The following is a 21,143-nucleotide window of genomic DNA, read 5'->3' on the forward strand; positions in this document are numbered from 1 at the left end:
AGCATGGCGCCAGAATCGAAGCGGTAGTGGAAGATCATCTAGAGGCTAGGAAGGTGGCGACCCAGGAACGGGACGATCGTCTCAGGTCGATAACGGGTAAGGGCTGGGAGCAGGCCGACCCGGGTCGTCATAGGACCCAACAAGGCGAACTCGGTTTATCGGTTGCACGTCGGCTCAGCGATAGGGCGCGCCTTGAACACGCTAAATGGCAACTGTCGGGTTACCTGCACCCACTTATATGGGGCTTGATTATAGGGGGTCTGGGTGTAGCTGTCCTCACTGACGGCCTGGCGTGGATGACTCCAAATGCGGCACCGCGAGTCGTCACCTGGATGATACTTGGGATCGTCGCCTGGATGATTGACCACTTCCTTCTGTCGCCCTATGCTGACCGAGTCCGCGCGCGCCGATATTGGAGATTCCTCTGGTTTTCACTGGACGCTGCGACGACACGGTTGATCATCCTACAGGTCCTCCGCAAGACGTTGCCACAGGAGCCAGATTACGATGGTGAGTGGTCGCTCTACACGCTCAGCTCGGTGGTGGATGGCCGAGAGTCAGTAGGGTCCAGTTACTTGCGCATGGGCACCATCCTTGAACACTTGCGTCCGCGCGAAAGGGAAAGGTTGCGAACCATCACCGAGTAGCGCCACGGTCGTTCGCGAAGGCATGCTGATGAAGCGTATGGCCGCAGCGCCTCTGAGGGCTCTGGCGACGCACGCCGCCCATATGCAGGGACTTGTCACGCGGCAGCGCGAGCATCGATCCTTAGCGCACGATTCCGGCATCTTCATCGCGGAGCTTAAGTCAAGAGCCGAGTACACGCATCTGCCGCTGTGCGGTTGGTCGCGCTGAGTAAGTCGGCCGCCGCGCGGGCTGGTGTCACCATGGTGCCACCACGTCTCTGGCCGTTGACCGCTGGCCGGCTCACGGCGGGTCCCGTGCACAGCGGCCTTGCCCGTAAAAGTTGTGGGCGCGTAGCGCAGCGGGCCGGCCGCCGCTGCACGTGTCCCAGCCTCCGGGATTGCCCACGGCACCCCTCAGCACAGACCATTGACGTGCGGCCGGCCCGGGAGGACACTGGACGCGTGATAGACAGGAGGGCGCCAACGCCGGAAAGGTCAGACAAGCGTTGGCGTTGTGACCACGCGGGATGCACATTCGAGCGTGAGTCACCTGTTAAACCGCCGGCGCATAGCTTGCATCCACTTTCTCAGATGCGGCCAGTCAGACGCCGTTGAAGAGACTCGAGGCGAAGCCTGAGACTCCACCCTTTTTCTGCTGGCGGCACGATGTGCTCGTTTTCGCAACGCAACCTGTCGGCTATTGTGACCAAAAGCAGACCATACGCACGCGCGCTTGCCAAGGCCGCGCGATACATGACAAGCATCATACCGAGCGTGAGTATTAGAGTCACTGCGACATGTCCGATGCCGAGTTGACTGAGGCGAAATGCGGACAGCAGCCCTACGAAGGCCGCCACGAAAACCATGGAGCAGTATAGATCGAGTCGAGTCCGCTGCTCATCGTGCTCGACCCGCAGCGAGAACGGAAGATCATCGAAGGAGCGTTGCACGAAGGTTTCGACATCATCTGCGCCGGTGTCATCCTCATGCGCACGAAGAACGTTACCCAAGCGAGTGGGGAGAGCACGGTGCGGCTCGGGAAAGTCTCGGCGCCTTTTGTCGACGTTCAAGCGCCGACGCAGCAGCTCAGGGGATGCCCACCGGCTCCACTCCAGATCATTCGCAACCGCCCGTTCGTCCTTGCTCAACGTCACCGATGGCTGCTCCTCACCTCTAACCCGAGCGTCGACGGTCGCGAGCACGTTTGGGGTCAAGAGGGCGCCTTCTGGATACTCACGTTGCAGTCGTCGCTGCTCATGCTCCAGCCAATCCCGGGCGGTTGTCCAAGCCTGCGCTGTCAAGCTATCGTATTTGGTGTCCAACTTCTCGCGCCGGTTCGCAAAACGTTGACGACGCTTTCCTGCTACCCATTCGGCGACCCGGAAGGTTCCCCAGTATCCCTCAAGCGTACGTATGGCCTCGAAAGCGAAGGCCTGAGTCAGTACGGTAAGGGCGACGATACACAAAAGCAGTAGAAGCGCGCCACCAATGCTCATGTTGGCGAGTCGTTGCGCTGCCATCACCATCACCTCGATGATGGGGGGAGGGGATGTCTGAGTTGTCATTATGGAGGCATACTGGAACATGAAAGCAAGGCTAAGCACCATGGCTGCCGAAGGCAGCCAGGCGCTGATGGCCAGCTGATCGAGCACGCGGGCCACAAACTGCGACAAAGATTCCCGGGCCTTGTTTGAACCGGCTACAGCTCCAGACCCGCTGTCAGGCGAGGAGGTCGTCACTCTCGATTCATAGCGCATCTCGCGCGTATCACTCGGATGCGGAGACCCCGGAGTGTCGCCGTATGTATGGCATCGCCACTGTGGTCCAGGCTCAGCCCACTGCTCAGTCCTCGCCCTGCTCGCCCTCGCGACGAAAGTGCCCGCGTGGTGGTCGAGGTGGCGACCACGTGCGTTCCCGTGGTCCCACACCGCTTTGCGGGACTCCGGCAGGACCGGACCCCTGACCTCGGGTCGCGGCGATAGCGGCACGGGGAGGCCGTGCGGCGCGACAGCTTCCGCGCGTGCTGCAGCTGCACTGGGCCACCCGGCCGTCCAGCCTCATAAACCTCCTGGCCGCGGTCGTCGAGTGGAAGTCCTACGCGGAAGTGACACGGCAGGTCGGTGGCGCATGATCGCTCGGTAACATCCCGCTCGTGGACGCCACGAGGCGCTTCGGCGAGACCTCCAGGAAGACCTAGTCACCCGGTCGACCAACGGCCGGCTGGTCATAGCCGACAGCAGCAGGTACACAGTGTACCTCGACCAGCCGGAGATCGTGGTCCAAGTCATCGGAATCCTGACTCACTGACGCCGCACGCGGGAAAGTCCTCGCGCATGGGACGACAAGGCGTTGAGTTCTCGCAGGTGCGACATGGTGAACGACCCGGTCGAAACCCGGCTGTGATGCTACGGTCAACCAAGCGATGGCGTCCCGCCCGGCCGCGCACGCACGACGCCCCCTGCCGTCGCAACGCACGCTATTGCCGCCTGCCGGTCGCGGTCGACGGTGGCCTGTCGACGTTGAGGCGTCTGGACCGGGTACCCCCATTTGGCGAGTTCGACTGCCAGACTGCGCGCATGACACGCGGTGATTGGGCGCCTGACCGTGAAGAAGCGCACTTCGCAGGCACGGAGTGGGTCGACCTCGATGTGTTGGAGTCGAACGAAGTGCGGCTGATTCCCAGTGTCGGAGCTGCCGCGCGCCTCGGTCTCGAGCCACTGCCAGAGGACCTGCTCTTCTGCTTCTTGCCGGCCGTATGGCCCGATGAGGCCCGAGACTCTTGACTGACGTCCTCCTGCAGGCGACCCGCCGACTCGCGGTACACCGCCAGGTTCTCTTGGCAGATGCGCTCCAAGACGGCGTCAGGGGGTAGCTGGCATCCGACTCACGTGCCCCATTCCACCGTGTGCCCCCGACATCGTCACCCGGTTGACGTTCACGCGCTCATGCGGTCGGGGTGGGCCACCACCGGCGAAGGAACGAGGTCGCGGTCCTTCAGGTCCTCATCGCCTTCGGTCTTGTCCCAGCCGTAGCGCGTCTTCGCGAGCGGGCGGCCGCTGCCGGCGCTCACTGCACATCGCTGACTCTGCTGGTCAACCACGCCGAGGTGAGTGACATCACGACTCCGCCAAAGTCCGACTGCAACCCGGCAGGTTTCGCCTTAGATGGGCGCGGGCGCCTCCCGGACTGATCCGATACGGCAGGGTTGACCTATGAAGCTGCCACCGTTCGAGTCCGAGTTCGACGCATCCGTCCTACCCCAAATCGCTGGGGCGCCCCTCAGCCACAGCACGCTCGACACCGCCGTCGGCTCAATGCCGCTCAGTAGGCGGGTGGAAGGCTCGCAACAGACCCTCGTCATCGATGCCGTTCACAGCTTCTACCTGGCGAAGGGCGTCGGGAGGGTCGTCGCATCCTTCACCGGTTACACCAACCAGGTCGCTCCGGCTGCGTTGAGGCGGGTTGCCGATGACCTGATGCGGTTGGCCGTCATTGCCGTTGCCGCCGTCAACGACGCCGGACAGAACAGCCGCACGAGATCACTGCCTCACACGGTAGATGCCCTCACTGTCGCGCTACAGGGCACGACCGGGACATCTGTGGAGCAGCAAGGGCTCGCCAACATCAAGGCGTCTGTCGATCACCGAACCATCCCGTCGCTGAAGTACGTGCACTTCGTTAGGAACAAGTGGGCAGGGCACGCGTCGCTGGACCGTGAGTTCGACAAGTGGGCGGACGCGGACACTGTGCTATCGATCCCGCTCGTCGAGGATGCTCTGGCCCGTCTCGTGAATGCCCACCAAGCACTCGCCGACCTGATCGACGGCAGTAAGTCGCTGAAGCAGCTTGCGAAGGCGTCGCACCAACCAACAGGGTCAGCGATTCCTATGAGCGTTGCGTGGAACGCGGTAATTCCACTTGCGATGGTTGCCCGAGAGTCTGGGCAGCGCCAGGCCCAGGCGCTGCTCGACCAATTGCAGTCTCCGTTGGGGTACGGAAAGCCAGACGACACTGACTGGCGCCCCGGCTCGGAGCACCATCGTCGACGGCAGATCATAGACCGGGCCGTAGCCCTCATGGCTGAGTCAGAGGACTGAGGCCAGCGAGGCCGCGATCGGCACCGTTGACGAGCGATGGCTGCTGGGGCATCACTCGGAGTCGGATGCACGCTTCTGCCGCCAGGAGGACGCCAACCTTCGGCGCATCCGACATTGCCGCGACGAGCTGGGGTCTATACCGAGGCTTTGCCCGGTCTCCCGCAAGGTCGATTGGCTAAGCCCCGTTCGCCCCGGGCCGCCGGCAAAGTCGCGGGGACGGTACTGAGCAGACCCGCCTGCTCGGGACGCCATCCGATCAGCCCGCATCAGCGATGTCCTGGTGCGGGTGCTCGCCCTGGTCTAGGTCGTCGCCCTCGGCGGCGTCGACCACCCCTCGGATGAGCCGGTGAACCTCCCGTCCCGTCAACGTCTCGGAACCGCACCATGCCAGCGCCTCTTGCGTCCGCAGTCCCCCCCTTCCGCCATCAACGACCGCAGAGCTCGCCCTGCTCGCTGCTCGCACTCGGCTACCGCTGCGTCACGCTCGGTCAGTGCCACGACCACTGCCTCGCCCCACCGGGCCAGCCGCCGCTCCTTCTCCGCCTGCTCCTCGCGCACCTTCGCTCGAGCCTGCCGAGCTCGGAGCCGCGCCTGCTGCCTATGCGCCTGCTTCTGCACCACGGACCTCCTCATCGACTCACTCGGCACCTTCTGCACACCTGAAGCGGACGACCCTCCCCTAAGGACTCACCGCCGCATCGACTCGCCCCTCCCCGACTCGCACGTGCCCAGCACGCCTCGCGCAGGCTCATCGGTCCTGAGCCGCGCCCGTGCCTCGCAGGCTCAGCGATACTGGCGCTGACCAGAATCCGCCCGCTCATGTCCCACACACCTCTTGCACTGCCGGACCGGGTAAATCGTTGGCACGATCAACGTCCCTACCGCAGCGGCCCGCTGGAGGCGCTCATGGAGACCACGGATAGCGGCGCCCCCAAGGGCGGGGGCGCTTCCACTGCTCGCCGGAAAGCAGGGCAGACGATCCTGTGCGGTTGGTGCGAGACAGAGGTGTCGGTGCCACCTCGCGGACGCGTCCCGAAGTGGTGCTCCAGCTCCTGCCGTCATCGCGCCTGGGAGCAACGCGCGCCGCTGACGCCGGTCTCGCAGCGGTTGAAGTCGTCGACCGCGTGGTCGAGGTCGTGCGAGTCGAGAAGGTCGTCGAAGAGAGGCGGGTGCAGGTGGCCGCGTCGCGGACGCCTCGGTCCGCTAGGGAGTGGGTCGAGGTGCTGAGCCGGCTCGAATGGGCACTCGGTAGCAACCGCATGGACCTCGAGGATCTAGCAGAGATTGAACCGTCTCTGGCCCGGGTGGTCGCTGCCTACCGCGCACGCAGCGACAAGCTCCACCGCCGCCAGAGCCGTTGGTAGCTCCCCTCCCCGGCATTGAGCCGAGAGGGCACGGTGCCTTCCGTCAGCACTGCCCGGCCACCTCGATCCTGGGCGTGGCTCGCACTCGGCGCGTTGCCCATGGCTCGAGCCGGCTCGCGGCAGAAGCGTGCGTCGGCCGTACGCCCCGAGTGCGATCACTCAGAACGCCGACGCCGTCTGATCGCCGACCTGATGAGCGAAGCTCTCGTGCAGTGGCAGGTGGGCAGGGGGAAGACGACTGGTAGGCCGAGGCCAAGTCACCGACGTCCTGGCGCCTGCCGGGCGTCGTCTTCATGCCGGCCCGCGGGTGCGTCAGGGTGCGCGGAGGGCGTGAAGCGCCCGGGCGTCGGGGGCCCCATCGAGGGCCTCGCAGCTCGCGTCGGAGCCGCGTTTAGCCAGTGAAGTACTCACCAACCTAGGCCCTTTCGACGAAGCTCCGCGCGCTCATCCTCAGCACGGCCGTCTCTCTCGTAGCCGTCGCCGAGGCCACTCAGGACTGCTGCCGTGCGAGGTGCCGTCGCACGCACAGCACTCGCCCACGCGCGGAACTTCGCCGCCAGCTCGTACTCCTGGGCACCGCCCTCGTCCAGGCTCCGCGAGGTGACTCCGCGCTTGTTGAAAGTCTCAACACTGAAGCCGTTCTCAAGTCGCGGGGAGGCGCTGGCTTCGATGACGTTTCTCACCGGGAGGCTTGGCCAAGTGCCGTCGGGATCCTCGGCTGCGTGAGCCAGGATGTGGCCGATGTACACCTCGGCGATGGCGACTCGATCGCAGCCCCTCGCGATGTTCCGAACCTCTTGCATCCAAGTCCACAGGACGTGCTCATTGATCGGCTCGCCGCGCCCGGTGCTTCCAGGAACCACCTTGAACTCATGCAGCAGCCGGAAAGCGTGATTGGCCATGGCTCGCGATTGTTGGTTCGGCTCTGCATCGTCCCCCTCGGCCCGAAAAGCGAGTGACAGGACCTCCATGAAGAACTGTGGACTGCTGGCCATCTCCAACTCGAGTGTTGGGCTTGGGGTGTCGAAGCCAAGGAGCGGTAGCCACTGCCACTCGAGTTCCGCAACCACAGAGCGGTCGATGTCGCTCTGCCGCAGAGCGTCGAGCAGTTCCTCTAGGTCATACTCCCGGACCTGCCCGAAGGTGTCGGGGCCCGCGGCTAGAGCGTCTCTGAGTCCCTGCACGATGAGGCTGGGGTCCAGCGACTCGCTCCGGCGATACAACGTCAAGAGGTCGAGGGCAACGGCGGGCCGCCCGACCCGCAGCAGTTCGCGCGCGGCCTCGTTCACGTGTGGGAAGCCCGACCCTAGCCCCCAAGGTCGGAACTCGCCCCAATAGAGGTCGACCACTTCCTGGCCGAACTCTTGCAGCTTCGCCCACAAGCCCGGTTCAGGCTTGAGGCACAGCAGGAGCCTTGCTTTGGCAAGGGCGGAGGGAGCGCTGCCTTGGACCACCGTTTCGAGACGCACCTCATCTTCCGCGAGGCGCTGGAAGTAGCCCATGGACGTGGCAACAAGACTTGGTGCTCTCGCATCTAGGAGGCCAGCCATGAGGCCATCGAGGTTCAAGCCCACGCTTGCAGCGGTCGCCCCTACTATTCCGGGATACTTCACCTCAGACGCGAGGGCGAGGAGGGTCTCTTGCCCACCATTGTCTACGATCTCGCCTAATGCTTCGTCTCGGAGTCGCTGAACTTCGGCTTCGAAATCGGAGAAGGGCATGCCTCGGCGCTCGGGGATGTCAGGCATGGCGTCTTCGAATAGCCAGCGATGCTTCTCGATCGGCAGTGCGGGCTTGATTTCGTCTGCGACTGCCCGGAGCGCCTCCAGCTGTTCCGGGGCGAAGGACCAGCTTGCGTCCGGGAACGCCTCGTGTCGCCGAATCATCTCGGTGAGCGTGGACCAGACGGCCAACCGTAGATCCTCCTCCAACTTCTCGCCGTTGGTCAAAGCCTCCAGCACCCGCTGGCGTTGAGGGTCTGTCATGTCGTCAACGCGTTCGAGAAGTTCCGGCCATTTGCGCGGATTGTCGACCAAGAGGCTCAGGAGCTTGGTGATGGCATCGTCTCCCTGCCTCCAGATCTCCCCGAAGGTCACCTTCTGGTCTCTCTCAGCAGGCCAGTCCCGGTACTCGGGTGCGCGGCCATACATGCCGACTGCATGCGGTTCAGGGATGATGGACAAGAGGAGTTTCCATGCAATGTCAGGATGACGCGCGGCAAGGCCGGCTGTCAGCGTCGCTCTCTCCTCCGACGTGGCACTGGTCTGCGGCGCCCAAGGCCGGAATATGGCTTGCAAGCTAGCCGATGGACGGTTCGCCAAACGTCCGCCTGGATCGAGCTCGGAAAGGCGTGCAAGGAGTTCGACCGCCAGACTGACATGCTCTGGAGACCACGCGAGCGTTTCGAGGGCCCAGAGAAAGGACGAATGAGGACTTGAGCCGGAGAGGAAGGAGTGGCCGGCTTCCTCGGTGTCGGTGAATATCTTGCCAAGTAGTGGCTCGTCCCCGTCAAGACCCTCGGAAAGCGCGCCGAGGAAAATCGAGGGACTAGCTTCGGCCAGCACCGGGAGCGCCTCGGCCAGCGATGTCCACATCATGAGTGAGGTGTCTTTGTTGGCGCGTTGCAGTAGGGCGAAGACTACGCCATCGACCCATTGCTCCGCGGTCCGTCCGTTCCCGAGCTGGACGATGCGACCCCGCACGCCGAGAACGGCTAGGGAGGCCGCGATGGATGCCCGAAGGTCGGAGGAATGAATTCGGCTTAGACCTCGAATCCCGGCCAGCCAGCGCTCGCTCGTTGGGAGTTCAAGCGCCGGATCGATGGCACCGAGGACAGTTTGGATGGCGCCTTCAAGGCGCTCAAGATCGGTCAAGGTCAATTTGGGCACGGCGTATTGCCAACTGTCGCGACGATCCACGACCGCCCAAGTCTGCCCAGTACGTGTTAGGACTGGATCGGGGTCTGTGAGAATTTCACTCAGATCCTCCTCGAGCGCTTCGTAGTGGTCACCGGTTAGGGCAACAAGGACCTCGCGGTCGGCTGACCTGGAGGCATTCCACGCTCCTGCCAGCCATACGCGGCGTCGAGAGGACGACGCCAACTGATCGCTCCAACTCGGGTGCCGTACTTCTCCGCCCGCGGGCGCTTGTCGCTGGAATGCCACCAGGCTGCGGCTAGCCGCGTCCCCGAGGGCCCTGGCGCGACCCTCTGGGACACCCAATATCTGTAGGCCCATGGCGAACTTCCTGGGATCGAGCGGCTTGAGCGCAATGTCGCTCGGTGCGTTCCCCTCCGCCAGGTAAATGACATGGTGGTTGGTAAGCAGTCGCGCCTCGCGGTATAGACCTTCCTCAAAAGGCAGAAGGATTAGTAGGCCACCGCGAGCGTCGAGATACCGCAGGGCAGTGGCGTCCGAGACGACCAGTGCTTTGTCAAGGAGGGGCCGTCCGGCTGTTGGGTCGGCGGCGAGTAGCGAGGAAGCAACGAATGCCAGGACGTCGTCAACACTTGCGCCATGAACAACCGTGTGTGAGGTGTCCCTATCAAGGATGACTAGGAGCTCGGCTGAGGCGTCAGCGCGATCGGTCAGGACAAGTTCAGGCGTCAGGCCGGGTGTGGACTGTCGCGCAAACCGCTCCCACCATGTGACGAGCGACCGAGCTCCGCTCGCCGGAAGGTCAAGCAACTCGGACAAGCGAAATTGGGTAGCTGGCGCATCGCCAAGTTCAGTCCAGAGATCGTCGACGTCGAAGACGCGAACATCCTTCCAGGCGCCTTCCGCGCGCCTATCCTCCTGCCATCGCCGCTTGTTTGGAAATTGGCGCGGAGTGACAAAGCAGAACGTCGTGGTCGCGGGGTCGACGCCCAAGGGGTCCCGCGTGCGGCCGGAGTACTCCTTTTCAGCCTTTCGCCGTACATTTTTGTCCGTACCCATTTCCCAGACACTCACACCGTTCGGGACGAAAGGAGACGCCCGCCCGGCTCGTACGATGCCGTCATACCCGTGCCGGGCAACGCCTTCGTCGCTGGGCATGTCGATGCTCAGGATCTGATCGTTCGTCTCGCGGATCAGTCGACGGATGATCTCAGGCAGTTGGGATCTCGCGTTGATGCGGTCGGCCCAGGCGAGCACGTCTGCCCTCTGCGCGAGGTGGTATTGCGTCGACATGGTCTCCCTAGTGTCTATTGGCTACACCCTGACGCGCCCCATGTTCTCTGTCCGCGTGATTTGGGCTGCGGCTCGGGCGTGAGTGCAGCCTAGTGCTCCTGCTGCTTCTACTCGATGGGTGAGACCTTGCCCACGGTCGAGTGGCGCTGGCAGTCGTTGTGCCAGTCGACCCGGGCGGCGGGCACGTACGCGACGTCGGGAATGGTCTCGTAGGACCCGTCGTGGAAGACCGAGGTGCGGATTGCACTCTGCCTTGTAGAGACCGTCGATCGTCTCCATCAGGGCGTTCGGCTGCAGCTATCGCTCTGCCTTGTCCTCGGCGTCTAGGTCCCCACCTGGATGCCCGGTGTGCTGGAGGAGGGCGGGATCTAAAGATCCGCTACTCGGCGTGAGGGTGATGTCACGCCCCCCTGCCTGGTTCGCCACCGTGCCGCAGACTGCCTACTTACGCATCCCTGGGGCGGGCGAGGTCGGAGAGCTTCGCGGCGATTTCGGCGTCCCGGCCCTGAGCGGCGTGCTGGTAGCGCAGCGCGGCGGCCACGGTCGAGTGCCCGAGACGCGCCTGCAGCTCGGCAAGGGTGGCGCCGGTCATGGCGGCCATGGTCGCGCCCGTGTGCCTGAGGTCGTGGATCCTGAGGTCCTCGCGTGCGGCGGCGGCTCGGGCCTTGCGCCAGGCCGTGTGCAGCACCTACACGTCAGGTGGTTGAGGCCTCGAAACCCGTACGGGCGCGCCCCACAGCGCTGATCGCTCTGGGGACACGTCCTCGGAGACGGCTGCGGCACCAACACGCGAGGCGTGCCACGGGCGCGGTGAAGGAGTGGTGGAGCGGGCCGCCCCCACGCCCAAGAACCGAGCGGTTCCCAGCTGTCCCGAGCCAACCGGTCCTCACGAGGCTGTGATGCTCGACCCGAGAGTTGACCACGCGATCACGCAGAGCGTCGGTTAGCCGCTAGGACCTGCGGTGCTGCCCGTCAGTCACCGGCAACGAGCAGCCGCCACTGGCCGGATTCGGTGATCGAGATCCGCCAGCCGTCGTAGTGACTGTTGCGGCGCATCGTCTCCTCCAGCTGCGGGTCGTGGATGCCGGCCTCGTGCAGCTCGGCCCAGTGCTGCTCGGTGGCGCTACCGGGGAGTGCGGCGGCGGGCCAGGTGTACAGCCGGACACCGCGGCTGTCGTCGACTGTCCAGCTGGTGCGGGTGAGGAGGGCCGCCATCACCAGGTAGCGAGGATCCTCCTGCGGGATGGACAGGGCCTCCTCGGCGCTCACCTGGCCGAAGGACAGCACGGTGCCGTCCTGTTCGGCCCGGTCGATGAGGAAGTCCTGGTCGCAGTCCATGGCCGCCTCGAGGAGCTGTCCGGCGGTGGCTGCCACGGCCACTGGCAACCCGTCGGTGGTCAACGACCCGGGGGTGTACGCGCCGGTGGAGCACTCGGCCATGGGGCCCTCGTCCGCCGGGTCGCCTGGTGCGGCGTCGGGCGAGTCCTCGGGTGCGTCCCCCGGCGCGGCGGTCTCTTCCGGGGGTCCGGTCACGGTTTCGCTGGCGGTGTCGGACTCAGCAGGTGACGTCGAGATGGCCACCGCGTCGTCGGTCGTCGTCGGCAGGGCACTGGTCGTGGGGGCGGCCGCCGGCGGCGACGTGGCCGCTGGCGGTGACGTGGCCAGGCTCTGCTCCCCGGTTCGCTCCGCCACATCCGTCGTCACCTCGGCCGGGCTGGTGGCTGCGGCCGTGTCGGATGCCGCGGCGGTCGGGTCGCTGGTGGGTGTACTGGCGACGGTCGAGCGGGAGTCACTCGTGGCAGGGGCGCCGTCCTGGCCGCCGAGCGCGACCACCCCGGCGGCAGCGACGACGACCAGGGCAAGCCCGGTAGCAGTAGCGGCCGCGGCTCGGGCGCGGCGGGGTCGGCCCGGCCGGTCAGCATCTGGGCGCACGGTGTTCCCCTCCCTGTGTCGGTGCGTCATTGTGACGCACCGGGACGGCTGCCGGTTGGGACGCGCCGGGGACCAGCGCCCATGTTTCTCGTGTCAGCGGAAGGTGCGCGGCTCAGGCGCGCACGCTCATCCGTCCCGTGGCCGTGGCAGCGGGCCCCGTATACGTTGGTCACATGTCGACGTCGGAGCAGCCGTTCGCGCTGGGCGACAGCCACGGGGACCGGAACGAGGGCGTGCCCGCCGCAGACCCCGGGCCGGGCGTCCCGGAGTCCGACGACGCCCCGTGGGAGGGCGCCGAGCCCGACGTCATGCCCGAGCCCGCGGCGGAGCAGGAGGCGGAGGCGGACCTGGAGGAGGAGGTGGACCGCCGCCAGCTGGACCCTCCGTTCCGGGCTCCCGACCCCGGACCGCCGCCAGCGAAGGGCCGCGAGTGAGCCAGCTGACCGGATGAGCCTCCCTCACCACGTCGACGCCCTGGTGGTCGGCGGGGGCGCTGCCGGCCTCGCTGCGGCCACCTGGCTGGGCCGCTACCAGCGAACCACTCTCGTCGTGGACGACGACGGGCACCGCAACCGCTGCACCGCCCGCGTCCGCGGCTACCTCACCCGGGACCCCGTCACCCCGCAGGAGTTCCTCACCGAGGCCCGCGGTGGCCTCCAGCAGTACCCGACCGTGACGCTGCACGACGGCCGCGTGACCGCGGTGCGTGCGGTCGGCGACGACGGCTTCGCGGCCACCGTGGACGGCACCGAGGTGTTCACCCGCCGCATCGTGCTGGCCACCGGCGTGCGCGATGTGGTCCCGGACGTGGAGGGCTTCGCAGAGCACTACGGGCAGGACGTGTACCACTGTCCGGCCTGTGACGGTCAGGAGGCGCGCGGACGCCGGGTGGTGGTGCTCGGCGCGGGCCGGCACGTGCCTGCCTTCGCCGCAGAGCTGCTGGACTGGGCCGAGGGGGTGTGCATCGTCACCGACCGTGACGACCCTCCCTTCACCGTCGCGCAGCGTGACACCTGCGCCGAGCACGAGGTGGGGATCGTCGACGGCAGGCCCGTGGCGCTCGTGGGCGACCCCGGGCAGCTGCAGGGCGTCCGGCTGCAGGCCGGCGGCATCGTCAGCGGCAGCATCGTGTTCTTCTCGTACGGGCACGACCCTGGCAACGACCTGGCCCGCGAGCTCGGCTGCGACCTCGATGAGGACGGCCACGTGCGGGTGAACGAGTTCCAGCTCACCAGCGTCGCCGGCGTCTACGCCGCCGGCGACCTCACTCCCGGTATGCAGCTGGTACCGGTCGCTGCCGGGGAGGGCACCATCGCCGGGATCGGCTGCGCGACGTCGCTGCGCGGCCACCGGACCGTGTCCGGTGACGGGGCGGTGGCGCCACCGGTGCGCCGGTTCACCGACCGCTGAGCGCGGGGGTCGTCCTGCGCTGTGGCCGGTGCCGAGCGGTCCGGGTGGCCACCGCCCGGCAGCCGGTCAGGACCGGGACTTGCGGGTCTGTCGCTCGTTGGCCTTCTGGATCGCCTCGACCAGCTGATCCTTGGTCATCGAGGAGCGCCCGGGGACGTCGAGCTTCTTGGCGACCTCGTACAGGTGCGACTTCGAGGCGTTGGCGTCGACGCCGCCGGCAGTCTTCCGGTTGGTGCCCCGGCCGCCCTTGGCCTGCTGGTCGGAGGGACCCTTCTCGTCCTTCGGCTCCCAGTGGTCACCGACCTTCTCGAAGCTGTGCTTCAGCGCCGCGTACGCCGTGCGGTTGGCGCGCTCCCCCTCGCCGTACTCCTCCACGGCGGAGTCGTGGGCCTTGGCGAACGTCCGCTGCGCCTCGGCGGGGGAGCGCTGCAGGGTGCTGGGCAGCTCGTCCTGCTTGGGCTTGCCGCTCTTGGTCGTCTTGGGCATGGCGACCTCCTTTCCTTCGTGTCCCAGTGTGGCGCCGGATGGCCTCGTCCGCACGGCTGCGGAGACCCACCGTCCGGGAGCGGCGCGTCGGGCCTTGTCCTAGGGTCGGATGTCATGACCGATGAGGAGAAGGACGCACTGAAGCGATGGTGGGTCGCCCTGCCGGAGGAGGACAAGGCGGAGGCGAAGCGCTTCGAAGAGGGCGACCCGCTGCCGGAGTGGGTGCAGCAGGGTGTGCGTGATGCCGGGATCTCGCCGGTGGCGACGTCGTGGTGGCCCTCCAGCCTGGAGGACGAGGCGATGACGGTGCCTGCGGAGCTGGTGGCCTTCGTCGCCGAGCAGTCGCCGCCCGACGTCGACTAGAGCAGAGGAACCCCGCCATGACCGACCCGAGCACGGCCCCGCCGCTGCGCGACGAGGGGCCCAGCCCCTACGTCGTCGACATCGAACGGGTCACCCTGGCCAACTCCACGTTCCGCACCGCCCTGTGGACCGGCAGCAACCTGCAGCTCACCGTGATGAGCATCGCCGCCGGCGACGAGATCGGTCTGGAGTCCCACCCGGACCGCGACCAGTTCCTGCGCGTCGAGGCCGGCCGGGCACGGGTGCAGATGGGTCCCGAGCCCGACGACCTGTCGTTCGACCAGGAGGTCAGTGACGACTGGGTGGTGCTGGTGCCCGCCGGGAGCTGGCACAACGTGACCAACATCGGCCAGGAGCCGCTGCAGCTGTACTCGGTCTACGCCCCGCCGGAGCACCCGCACGGCACCGTCCACGCCACCAAGGCCGAGGCGGACGCCGCTGAGGAGCACTGAGGTCGCAGCACGACGAGGCCCGGGCCCCGGGACGACGGTCACCTGGTGGTGCCGTCTGGTCCCCGGGAGCCCGGGCCGTCGCGGTCGTGCGCGTGCCGCTACCGAGAGGGAGCTCAGGCCTCCGGCGTCATCCCCAGCACGTTGAGCACGGTGTAGATGCCCAGCAGGAAGATCGCGATGCTGCTGATGACCAGCACCGCGTTGAACCAGGTGCCGCCGTGCAGCTGCGGGTCGGTCTCGGTCCGGCGCAGGTACCAGACGGCGACGACGACGCCGAGCAGGAAGACACCGGTCATGACGCCACCGATCTGCACCATGATCACCGGAGACTGGATGAGCAGGTAGGCGATGCCCCAGATGATGGGCAGCGCGACGGTGAAGCCGCGGATCCAGCGCACCCGCTGGCCCCAGTCCTTCCAGTCCACGATGCCCACCGTGGACAGCAGGTTCACGTACATCCGCGACCAGCTCGGGATGGAGGCCCACATGGTGGAGCCCAGCACCGCGATCGCGCCGACCAGGAAGAACACGCTGGCCCAGTCACCGAGCACGTCGGTGTAGATCCGCGACAGCGTGGTGATCATCTCGTTGCCCTCGGGCACCAGTCCCCGCTCGTGCAGCACCGCCGCGCCCATCAGGTAGAAGGCCAGCGTGCCGAACGTGTAGATGACCCAGGACACCAGCGCGTCCTTGTACATCACCCGGATCCAGCCGTTCGCGCGGCGCTTCCACTCCTCGCTGCCGTCGTTGGGGCCGGCCCAGCGTGCGTAGCCCTTCTCCAGGCACCAGTAGGTGTAGAAGGTGATCTCGTCGGCGCCGACGCCGGTGATGCCGAACATCGCCAGCGCCGCACCCAGCGCGCCGGCCGGGATGACGAAGGCCAGGCCGCTCATCAGGTCCGCGCCCTCGTAGGCGAACGGCGTCAGCGGCAGCCCCAGCGCGATCATGATCGTGACGATCGAGAACACCACGACCAGGCCGACCGCGCCCCGCTCGATGAGGGAGTACTTGTTGGAGTAGAGGATCGCGATGCTGCCGGCGGCCACGATCGTGGTCCAGATCGCCAGCGACTGGGTGGCCAGCGGGTCACCGCCGAAGGGGAACAGGATGCTGAAGGCCACGGCGACGCCACCGATGATCCCGCCCAGCTGCAGCAGCTTGGTCAGGGCCATGATGATCCACAGCACGTTGATCCAGCCGATCCGGCCGAACTTCGGCGGGACCTTGTTGTAGCCGGTCAGCGCCGGCTCGCCGGTGGCGATCGTCCAGCGGGCCAGCTCGACCTGGACCGCCACCTTGACGAGCGTGCTGAAGATGACCAGCCAGAGCAGGGCGAACCCGGCCTGCGCCCCGAGCGTCGTGGTGGCGATGAGCTCGCCGGAGCCGACGATCGAGGCGCTAAGAATCAGCCCTGGTCCGAAGTAGCGGAAGCTGGCCTTCCAGCCGACCGGCGGTTCCTTGATCCCCTCCGGGGTCAGCAGGTACGGATCGGCCTTCTCTAGTTTGTCGACCGCGGGTGACATGGCGAGCTCCTCGGCGTTGAGTGCGCTAGACATCGGATGTGCATGCCGTGAAGCGCATCGTCGTGCCGGCGGCCCCTCACGTCAAGCCTGCTGACGGCGCGCCGCCGTCCGCAGTCCCTCGGCCGCGGTGGTCCGATCGTTCTCAGCCGCGCACGGGGGTGGGCGGCTCCTCACCGGCCAGCACGGCGAGCGCGTTGTCGGCCGCCAGCTGCGCCATCGCGGTGCGGGTCTCGACGGTGGCCGAGCCCAGGTGTGGCAGCAGCACGACGTTCTCCAGCTGCATCAGCTCGGGGTGGACCTGTGGCTCCTGCTCGAAGACGTCCAGCCCGGCCCCGGCGATGGTGCCCTCGCGCAGCGCGCGTGCCAGCGCCGCCTCGTCCACGATCGGCCCGCGTGCGCTGTTGACCAGGTAGGCGGTGTCCTTCATCGCCGCCAGCTGCGGCTCGCCGATCAGGTGGTGGGTGGCCTCGCTGTAGGGGCAGTGCACGGAGACCACGTCGCTGCTGGCGAGCAGCTCGTCCAGCTCCAGCCGGGTCGCCGCCAGCTCGGCCTCGACCTCGGGGTCACAGGCGCTGCGGGAGTGGTAGCCGACCTCCATCCCGAAGGCACGGGCCCGGCGGGCGGTGGCCTGGCCGATGCCGCCCATGCCGATGATCCCGAGGCGCTTGCCCTGCAGCCCGGACCCGAGCAGGAAGAACATGCCCCACTGCCATGGAGCGCCCGAGCGGACGATCCGCTCGCCCTCCCCGAGCCGGCGGGTGGCCATCAGGATCAGCGCGAAGGCGATGTCCGCGGTGGCCTCGGTCAGCACGCCGGGGGTGTTGGTGACGACGACACCGCGCTCGCGGCAGGCCGCTACGTCGACGTTGTTGTAGCCGACGGCCACGTTGGCCACGACCCGCAGCTGCTCGCCCGCGGCGTCCAGCAGCTCGCCGTCGACCTGCTCGGTCAGCAGGGTGACCAGGGCGTCGGCCCCGGCCACCCGGCGCAGCAGCTCCTCGCGCGGGATCGGGTCCTCGGCGTCCCACAGGTCCACCTCGTGCGTGGCGGTGAGAGCCTCGAGCGCCGGCTGTGGGACGCGCCCGGTGACGACCACCCTGCTCATGCCGACTCCACCCAGTCCTGCAGCCGCCCCAGGCCTTCCCGGATCGCCTCCACGCCGATGCCGGAGTAGGCCAGCCGGATGTAGGCCCGGTCCTCCCCGGGCAGCGGACGGCCGAAGTGGTGCCGGGTGCAGAAGCTGACCCCGGTCTCGTGCAGCGCGCGCTCGGCGAACTCGGCCACGTTGCCGGCACCGACTCGTGACACCGCCTCGGTGACGTCGGGGAAGAGGTAGAACGTCGACTGCGGCGTGCGCACCGACATCCCCGGGGTGGCGTTGACCAGGTCGCAGGCGACGTCGCGGCGCTCACGCAGCGTGTCCAGCATCTGCCGGACCGGCTCCTGGGTGCCGCGCAGCGCCTCGATGCCGGCCCACTGCACGTAGTGGGTGGTGCAGGACTCGTCGTTGGTGTTGAGCGTGCTGAAGACCTTCGCCACCTCGGCCGGGGCCACCGCGCACCCGAGCCGGGACCCGGTCATCGCGAACTTCTTGCTGAACGTGTAGAGGATGACGGTGCGCTCGGCCATGCCCGGCAGCGAGGCGATCGAGGTGGAGGTGCCCTCGTAGCGCATCTCGAAGTAGGCCTCGTCGGAGAGCACCCACAGGTCGTGCTCCCTCGCCAGCCGCGCGATCTCCTCCCGCTCGGCGTCGCTGGACTCGGCCGAGATGGGGTTCTGCAGGTCGTTGTAGATGATCGCGACGGTGTTGGGCGTGATCGAGTCCCGCAGCCGGTCCAGGTCGATCCGGAACCCGCTCTCGTCGGGCAGGTACCCGTAAGGCACGCCGACACCGCCGTGGTACTCGATCTGGGACTCGTAGATCGGGAATCCGGGGCTGGGGTAGAGCACCTCCCGGCCCGGGTCCATCACGGTCTGGATGAACTTGGTGATGACCGGCTTGCCGCCCGTCATCACCACGACCTGGGCCGGGTCGATGCTCAGGTCGCGCATCCCGCCGATGTCCTCGGCGAGGGCCTCGCGCAGCTCGGGGATCCCGGCGCCCGGGCAGTAGCCGGTCTTGCCGTCGGCGATCGCGCGGTTCATCGCCTCCACGATGTGCGGGGCGGTGGGGATGTCGAGGTCTCCCAGGTGGAACGGGTAGACCGTGTTCCCCCGGGCCTTCCAGTCCGCCGCTGCCAGGGCCACCGCGAACGCGGTCTCGGTCCCCAGGCGGGACAGTCGCTGGGCGAGCGCCATACTCCACTCCTTCGTGTGCCGGCCGGTCGGGGCAACCCTACGACGCCGCGGCCGCAGCGGTAGCAGCCGGGCGCGGCGAGTGGGAAGGTGTCGGCCATGACGGAGGCACGCAGCGTCGATCAGCACAGCGGACGCGACTACCACCTGACCAAGGCGATCCACCTGGCGTCGGTCGCGGCCCTCGGAGGCTTCCTCTTCGGGTTCGACACCGCGGTCATCAACGGCGCCGTCACCGCCGTGCAGTCCCAGTTCGGGATGGGTCCCTGGCTGACCGGGTTCGTGGTGGCCTCGGCGCTGCTGGGCTGCGTCGCCGGTGCCTACCTGGCCGGCCGGCTCGCCGACCGGATCGGCCGCACCCGCGTGATGATGCTGGCGGCGGCGATGTTCCTCGTCAGCGCCATCGGCTCCGGCCTCGCCCAGGGCGCGGTCGACCTGACCTTCTGGCGGGTGGTCGGCGGCCTCGGCGTCGGGGCGGCCTCGGTCATCGCGCCCGCCTACATCGCCGAGATCTCCCCTGCCGAGATCCGCGGCCGGCTCGGCTCGCTGCAGCAGCTGGCCATCGTGGTCGGCATCTTCGTGGCGCTGCTGTCGGACGCCTGGCTGGCAGGGCTGGCTGGTGGCGCCGCGGAGCAGTTGTGGTTCGGCGCCAGCGCGTGGCGGTGGATGTTCATCGCCGAGATCGTGCCGGCGCTGGCGTACGGGTTGCTGGCCTTCACCATCCCCGAGTCGCCGCGGTTCCTGGTGGCCCGCAACGACGAGCGCACCGCCCGACAGGTGCTGCGGCAGGTGCTGGTGAGCGGCATCGAGGAGCGGATCAAGGAGATCCGCCGGACGGTGGCGCGGGACGCCCGCACCTCGGTGCGGGACCTGGTAAAGCCCGGCGGCCGGACCCTGCTACCGATCGTCTGGATCGGCATCGCGTTGTCGGTGTTCCAGCAGTTCGTCGGCATCAACGTGATCTTCTACTACTCCTCGACGCTGTGGCAGGCAGTCGGCTTCACCGAGGAGGACGCCCTCACCCAGACCGTGATCACCTCCGTCACCAACATCGTGGTCACCGTGGTGGCGATCGCGCTGATCGACAAGATCGGCCGGCGACGGCTGCTCACCATCGGCTCCACCGGCATGGCGATCTCGCTGGGCGTGCTGGCCTGGATCTTTGCCATGGCCCCCACCGTCGTGGGCGACCGAGGCGAGCGGGTGCCGGAGCTGACCGACACCGGCGGCGTGATCGCGCTGATCGCGGCGAACGCGTTCGTCGTCTTCTTCGGCATGTCCTGGGGGCCGGGCGTGTGGGTGCTGCTGGGGGAGATGTTCAGCAACCGCATCCGGGGCACCGCTCTCGGCCTCGCGGCGGCCGCGCAGTGGCTCGCGAACTTCGCGATCTCGATGTCGTTCCCGGCCATGGCGGCGGTCAGCCTGGGGCTCACCTACGGCTTCTACACGTTCTGCGCGGTGGCCTCGTTGATCTTCGTGCTCAAGTGGGTGCCCGAGACCAAGGGCCGGGAGCTGGAGGACATGTAGGGCCTGCGGACGGGAACCGCGCTCCGGGCCCGGTCACACCTTCTCGGCCTTGAGGCGGGCCGGGTCCCACTTGAGGACCTTGCGCTCGGCCCAGCCGCGGTCCTTGATCGCCTCCCGCGCCACGCGCTTCCACGGCCCGGTCAGCCGGTCGACGTACAGGGTGCCGTCCAGGTGGTCGGTCTCGTGCTGCAGGCAGCGGGCGAGCAGACCCTCGCCCTCGACGACCACCTCGTTGCCGTCCAGGTCGGTCCCGGTCACCCGGGCCCGCGGGTGCCGCGCCAGCGGGAAGTACTCGGCCGGGACCGAGAGGCAGCCCTCGCCGTCCTCCTCCTCGTCCAGCGGCTCCGGAGTGCCGAGCCGCTCCAGCACCGGGTTGACGACCACGCCGCGGGCGTTCTCCTGCTCCGGCACGGGGCAGTCGTAGACGAACAGCCGCAGCCGCACGCCCACCTGGTTGGCGGCCAGCCCCACGCCCTCGGCGGCCTCCATGGTCTCGAACATGTCCGCCACCAGGGTGCGCACCTCGTCGGTCACCTCGCGCACCCGGCGGGTGGGCTGGTGCAGGGCGCGGTGGCCGATGACGGTGATGTCGCGGACTGCCACGGTCGGTTGCTCCTCGGGCGCGGCGGACGGGTCGGACGGGGACCGATCCTATGTCGTGCCCGGTGGGCCCTGGCGGGCACGTCCCGGCCGTGGGATCGGCCCGGTGGCGTCCGGGTCCTCCGGCCACGCGCGTGGCTCCTCGCCGCCCCGGGCTCCGCTCCCGGGGCGGGCCTCGCCGGGCAGGTCGAAGCCGCTCCGGTCCTGACCCGCGGCCGGTGTGACCGGCGCCACGCCACGCCGCCGGCGCGGCCGCGGGGGGACCCGCACCGGGACGTACTGGTCGGCCTCCTCGGTGG

16 protein-coding genes and 1 pseudogene are annotated in these 21,143 nt (G+C 67.6%); 6 read left to right on the top strand and 11 right to left on the bottom strand.

Translation table 11 applies throughout. The features are described 5' to 3' along the window. Positions 1–1,213 precede the first annotated feature (1,213 nt). Positions 1,214–2,278, bottom strand: coding sequence for a hypothetical protein (locus GFJ45_RS05690; RefSeq protein WP_153395059.1), 1,065 nt, complete (start codon positions 2,276–2,278; stop codon positions 1,214–1,216). A 1,283-nt stretch (positions 2,279–3,561) separates the two neighbouring features. After that, on the bottom strand, positions 3,562–3,696 hold the full coding sequence (locus GFJ45_RS16910; protein WP_267128848.1) for a hypothetical protein: 135 nt from the start codon (positions 3,694–3,696) through the stop codon (positions 3,562–3,564). 142 nt (positions 3,697–3,838) lie between these two features. Here GFJ45_RS16910 and GFJ45_RS05695 point away from each other — a divergent pair, with 142 nt between their 5' ends. Next, on the top strand, positions 3,839–4,723 hold the full coding sequence (locus tag GFJ45_RS05695) for a hypothetical protein (RefSeq protein ID WP_153395061.1): 885 nt from the start codon (positions 3,839–3,841) through the stop codon (positions 4,721–4,723). Between the two features lie 1,771 nt (positions 4,724–6,494). On the opposite strand, the gene GFJ45_RS05700 is transcribed toward GFJ45_RS05695, so the two are convergent. The 3 genes from GFJ45_RS05700 to GFJ45_RS05710 form a co-directional block, all read right to left on the bottom strand. Beyond that, positions 6,495–10,256, bottom strand: coding sequence for a hypothetical protein (locus GFJ45_RS05700; RefSeq protein ID WP_153395063.1), 3,762 nt, complete (start codon positions 10,254–10,256; stop codon positions 6,495–6,497). A 445-nt stretch (positions 10,257–10,701) separates the two neighbouring features. Beyond that, the gene (locus tag GFJ45_RS05705; RefSeq protein ID WP_323368713.1) at positions 10,702–10,944 is read right to left on the bottom strand and encodes a tyrosine-type recombinase/integrase; all 243 of its coding nucleotides are present in this window, start codon (positions 10,942–10,944) and stop codon (positions 10,702–10,704) included. Between the two features lie 284 nt (positions 10,945–11,228). Further along, complete coding sequence (locus GFJ45_RS05710) at positions 11,229–11,948, bottom strand: hypothetical protein (RefSeq protein ID WP_194288535.1); 720 nt, start codon at positions 11,946–11,948, stop codon at positions 11,229–11,231. Between the two features lie 413 nt (positions 11,949–12,361). On the opposite strand from GFJ45_RS05710, the gene GFJ45_RS05715 reads away from it, so the two are divergent. Both GFJ45_RS05715 and GFJ45_RS05720 read left to right on the top strand, forming a co-directional pair. Next, positions 12,362–12,622 (top strand): hypothetical protein, encoded by a 261-nt coding sequence (locus tag GFJ45_RS05715; protein ID WP_153395067.1) that lies wholly within the window; start codon positions 12,362–12,364, stop codon positions 12,620–12,622. 13 nt (positions 12,623–12,635) lie between these two features. Continuing rightward, the gene (locus GFJ45_RS05720; protein WP_153395069.1) at positions 12,636–13,598 is read left to right on the top strand and encodes an NAD(P)/FAD-dependent oxidoreductase; all 963 of its coding nucleotides are present in this window, start codon (positions 12,636–12,638) and stop codon (positions 13,596–13,598) included. A gap of 66 nt (positions 13,599–13,664) precedes the next feature. Here GFJ45_RS05720 and GFJ45_RS05725 read toward each other — a convergent pair whose 3' ends face one another. Next, on the bottom strand, positions 13,665–14,084 hold the full coding sequence (locus GFJ45_RS05725; RefSeq protein ID WP_153395071.1) for a ChaB family protein: 420 nt from the start codon (positions 14,082–14,084) through the stop codon (positions 13,665–13,667). Between the two features lie 114 nt (positions 14,085–14,198). Between GFJ45_RS05725 and GFJ45_RS05730 the strand changes: the two genes are divergently transcribed. Both GFJ45_RS05730 and GFJ45_RS05735 read left to right on the top strand, forming a co-directional pair. Further along, positions 14,199–14,447: a hypothetical protein gene (locus GFJ45_RS05730; RefSeq protein ID WP_153395073.1), complete on the top strand. Its 249-nt coding sequence runs from the start codon at positions 14,199–14,201 to the stop codon at positions 14,445–14,447. 17 nt (positions 14,448–14,464) lie between these two features. Further along, entirely contained in the window at positions 14,465–14,899 is a 435-nt protein-coding gene (locus GFJ45_RS05735) for a cupin domain-containing protein (RefSeq protein ID WP_153395075.1), read from the top strand. 113 nt (positions 14,900–15,012) lie between these two features. Here the strand turns inward: GFJ45_RS05735 and GFJ45_RS05740 are convergent, their stop codons facing one another. The 3 genes from GFJ45_RS05740 to GFJ45_RS05750 form a co-directional block, all read right to left on the bottom strand. After that, on the bottom strand, positions 15,013–16,455 hold the full coding sequence (locus GFJ45_RS05740) for an Nramp family divalent metal transporter (RefSeq protein WP_228386564.1): 1,443 nt from the start codon (positions 16,453–16,455) through the stop codon (positions 15,013–15,015). Positions 16,456–16,564: 109 nt separating this feature from the next. Further along, a complete protein-coding gene (locus tag GFJ45_RS05745) occupies positions 16,565–17,527 on the bottom strand; it encodes a 2-hydroxyacid dehydrogenase (RefSeq protein WP_153395077.1) in 963 nt (320 codons plus the stop codon). Further along, entirely contained in the window at positions 17,524–18,720 is a 1,197-nt protein-coding gene (locus GFJ45_RS05750) for a pyridoxal phosphate-dependent aminotransferase (protein ID WP_153395079.1), read from the bottom strand. The genes GFJ45_RS05745 and GFJ45_RS05750 overlap by 4 nt, the downstream gene beginning before the upstream one ends. Before the next feature lie 96 nt (positions 18,721–18,816). Here GFJ45_RS05750 and GFJ45_RS05755 point away from each other — a divergent pair, with 96 nt between their 5' ends. After that, on the top strand, positions 18,817–20,244 hold the full coding sequence (locus GFJ45_RS05755) for a sugar porter family MFS transporter (protein ID WP_153395081.1): 1,428 nt from the start codon (positions 18,817–18,819) through the stop codon (positions 20,242–20,244). Positions 20,245–20,277: 33 nt separating this feature from the next. Here the strand turns inward: GFJ45_RS05755 and def are convergent, their stop codons facing one another. After that, positions 20,278–20,847 (bottom strand): peptide deformylase, encoded by a 570-nt coding sequence (gene def, locus GFJ45_RS05760; protein ID WP_153395083.1) that lies wholly within the window; start codon positions 20,845–20,847, stop codon positions 20,278–20,280. Positions 20,848–20,895: 48 nt separating this feature from the next. Next, positions 20,896–21,143, bottom strand: a pseudogene (locus tag GFJ45_RS16695) (hypothetical protein); the annotation flags it as partial.

Origin of the sequence: Ornithinicoccus halotolerans (genome assembly GCF_009602535.1) — a bacterium.
GTDB lineage: Bacteria > Actinomycetota > Actinomycetes > Actinomycetales > Dermatophilaceae > Ornithinicoccus > Ornithinicoccus halotolerans.

Excerpts from the sequence above, each read along its gene's own strand:
- GFJ45_RS05695 (WP_153395061.1), top strand. The coding sequence starts at position 3,839 with ATGAAGCTGCCACCGTTCGAGTCCGAGTTCGACGCATCCGTCCTACCC.
- GFJ45_RS05700 (WP_153395063.1), bottom strand. The coding sequence starts at position 10,256 with ATGTCGACGCAATACCACCTCGCGCAGAGGGCAGACGTGCTCGCCTGG.
- GFJ45_RS05715 (WP_153395067.1), top strand. The coding sequence starts at position 12,362 with ATGTCGACGTCGGAGCAGCCGTTCGCGCTGGGCGACAGCCACGGGGAC.
- GFJ45_RS05720 (WP_153395069.1), top strand. The coding sequence starts at position 12,636 with ATGAGCCTCCCTCACCACGTCGACGCCCTGGTGGTCGGCGGGGGCGCT.
- GFJ45_RS05725 (WP_153395071.1), bottom strand. The coding sequence starts at position 14,084 with ATGCCCAAGACGACCAAGAGCGGCAAGCCCAAGCAGGACGAGCTGCCC.
- GFJ45_RS05730 (WP_153395073.1), top strand. The coding sequence starts at position 14,199 with ATGACCGATGAGGAGAAGGACGCACTGAAGCGATGGTGGGTCGCCCTG.
- GFJ45_RS05735 (WP_153395075.1), top strand. The coding sequence starts at position 14,465 with ATGACCGACCCGAGCACGGCCCCGCCGCTGCGCGACGAGGGGCCCAGC.
- GFJ45_RS05740 (WP_228386564.1), bottom strand. The coding sequence starts at position 16,455 with ATGTCTAGCGCACTCAACGCCGAGGAGCTCGCCATGTCACCCGCGGTC.
- GFJ45_RS05745 (WP_153395077.1), bottom strand. The coding sequence starts at position 17,527 with ATGAGCAGGGTGGTCGTCACCGGGCGCGTCCCACAGCCGGCGCTCGAG.
- GFJ45_RS05750 (WP_153395079.1), bottom strand. The coding sequence starts at position 18,720 with ATGGCGCTCGCCCAGCGACTGTCCCGCCTGGGGACCGAGACCGCGTTC.
- GFJ45_RS05755 (WP_153395081.1), top strand. The coding sequence starts at position 18,817 with ATGACGGAGGCACGCAGCGTCGATCAGCACAGCGGACGCGACTACCAC.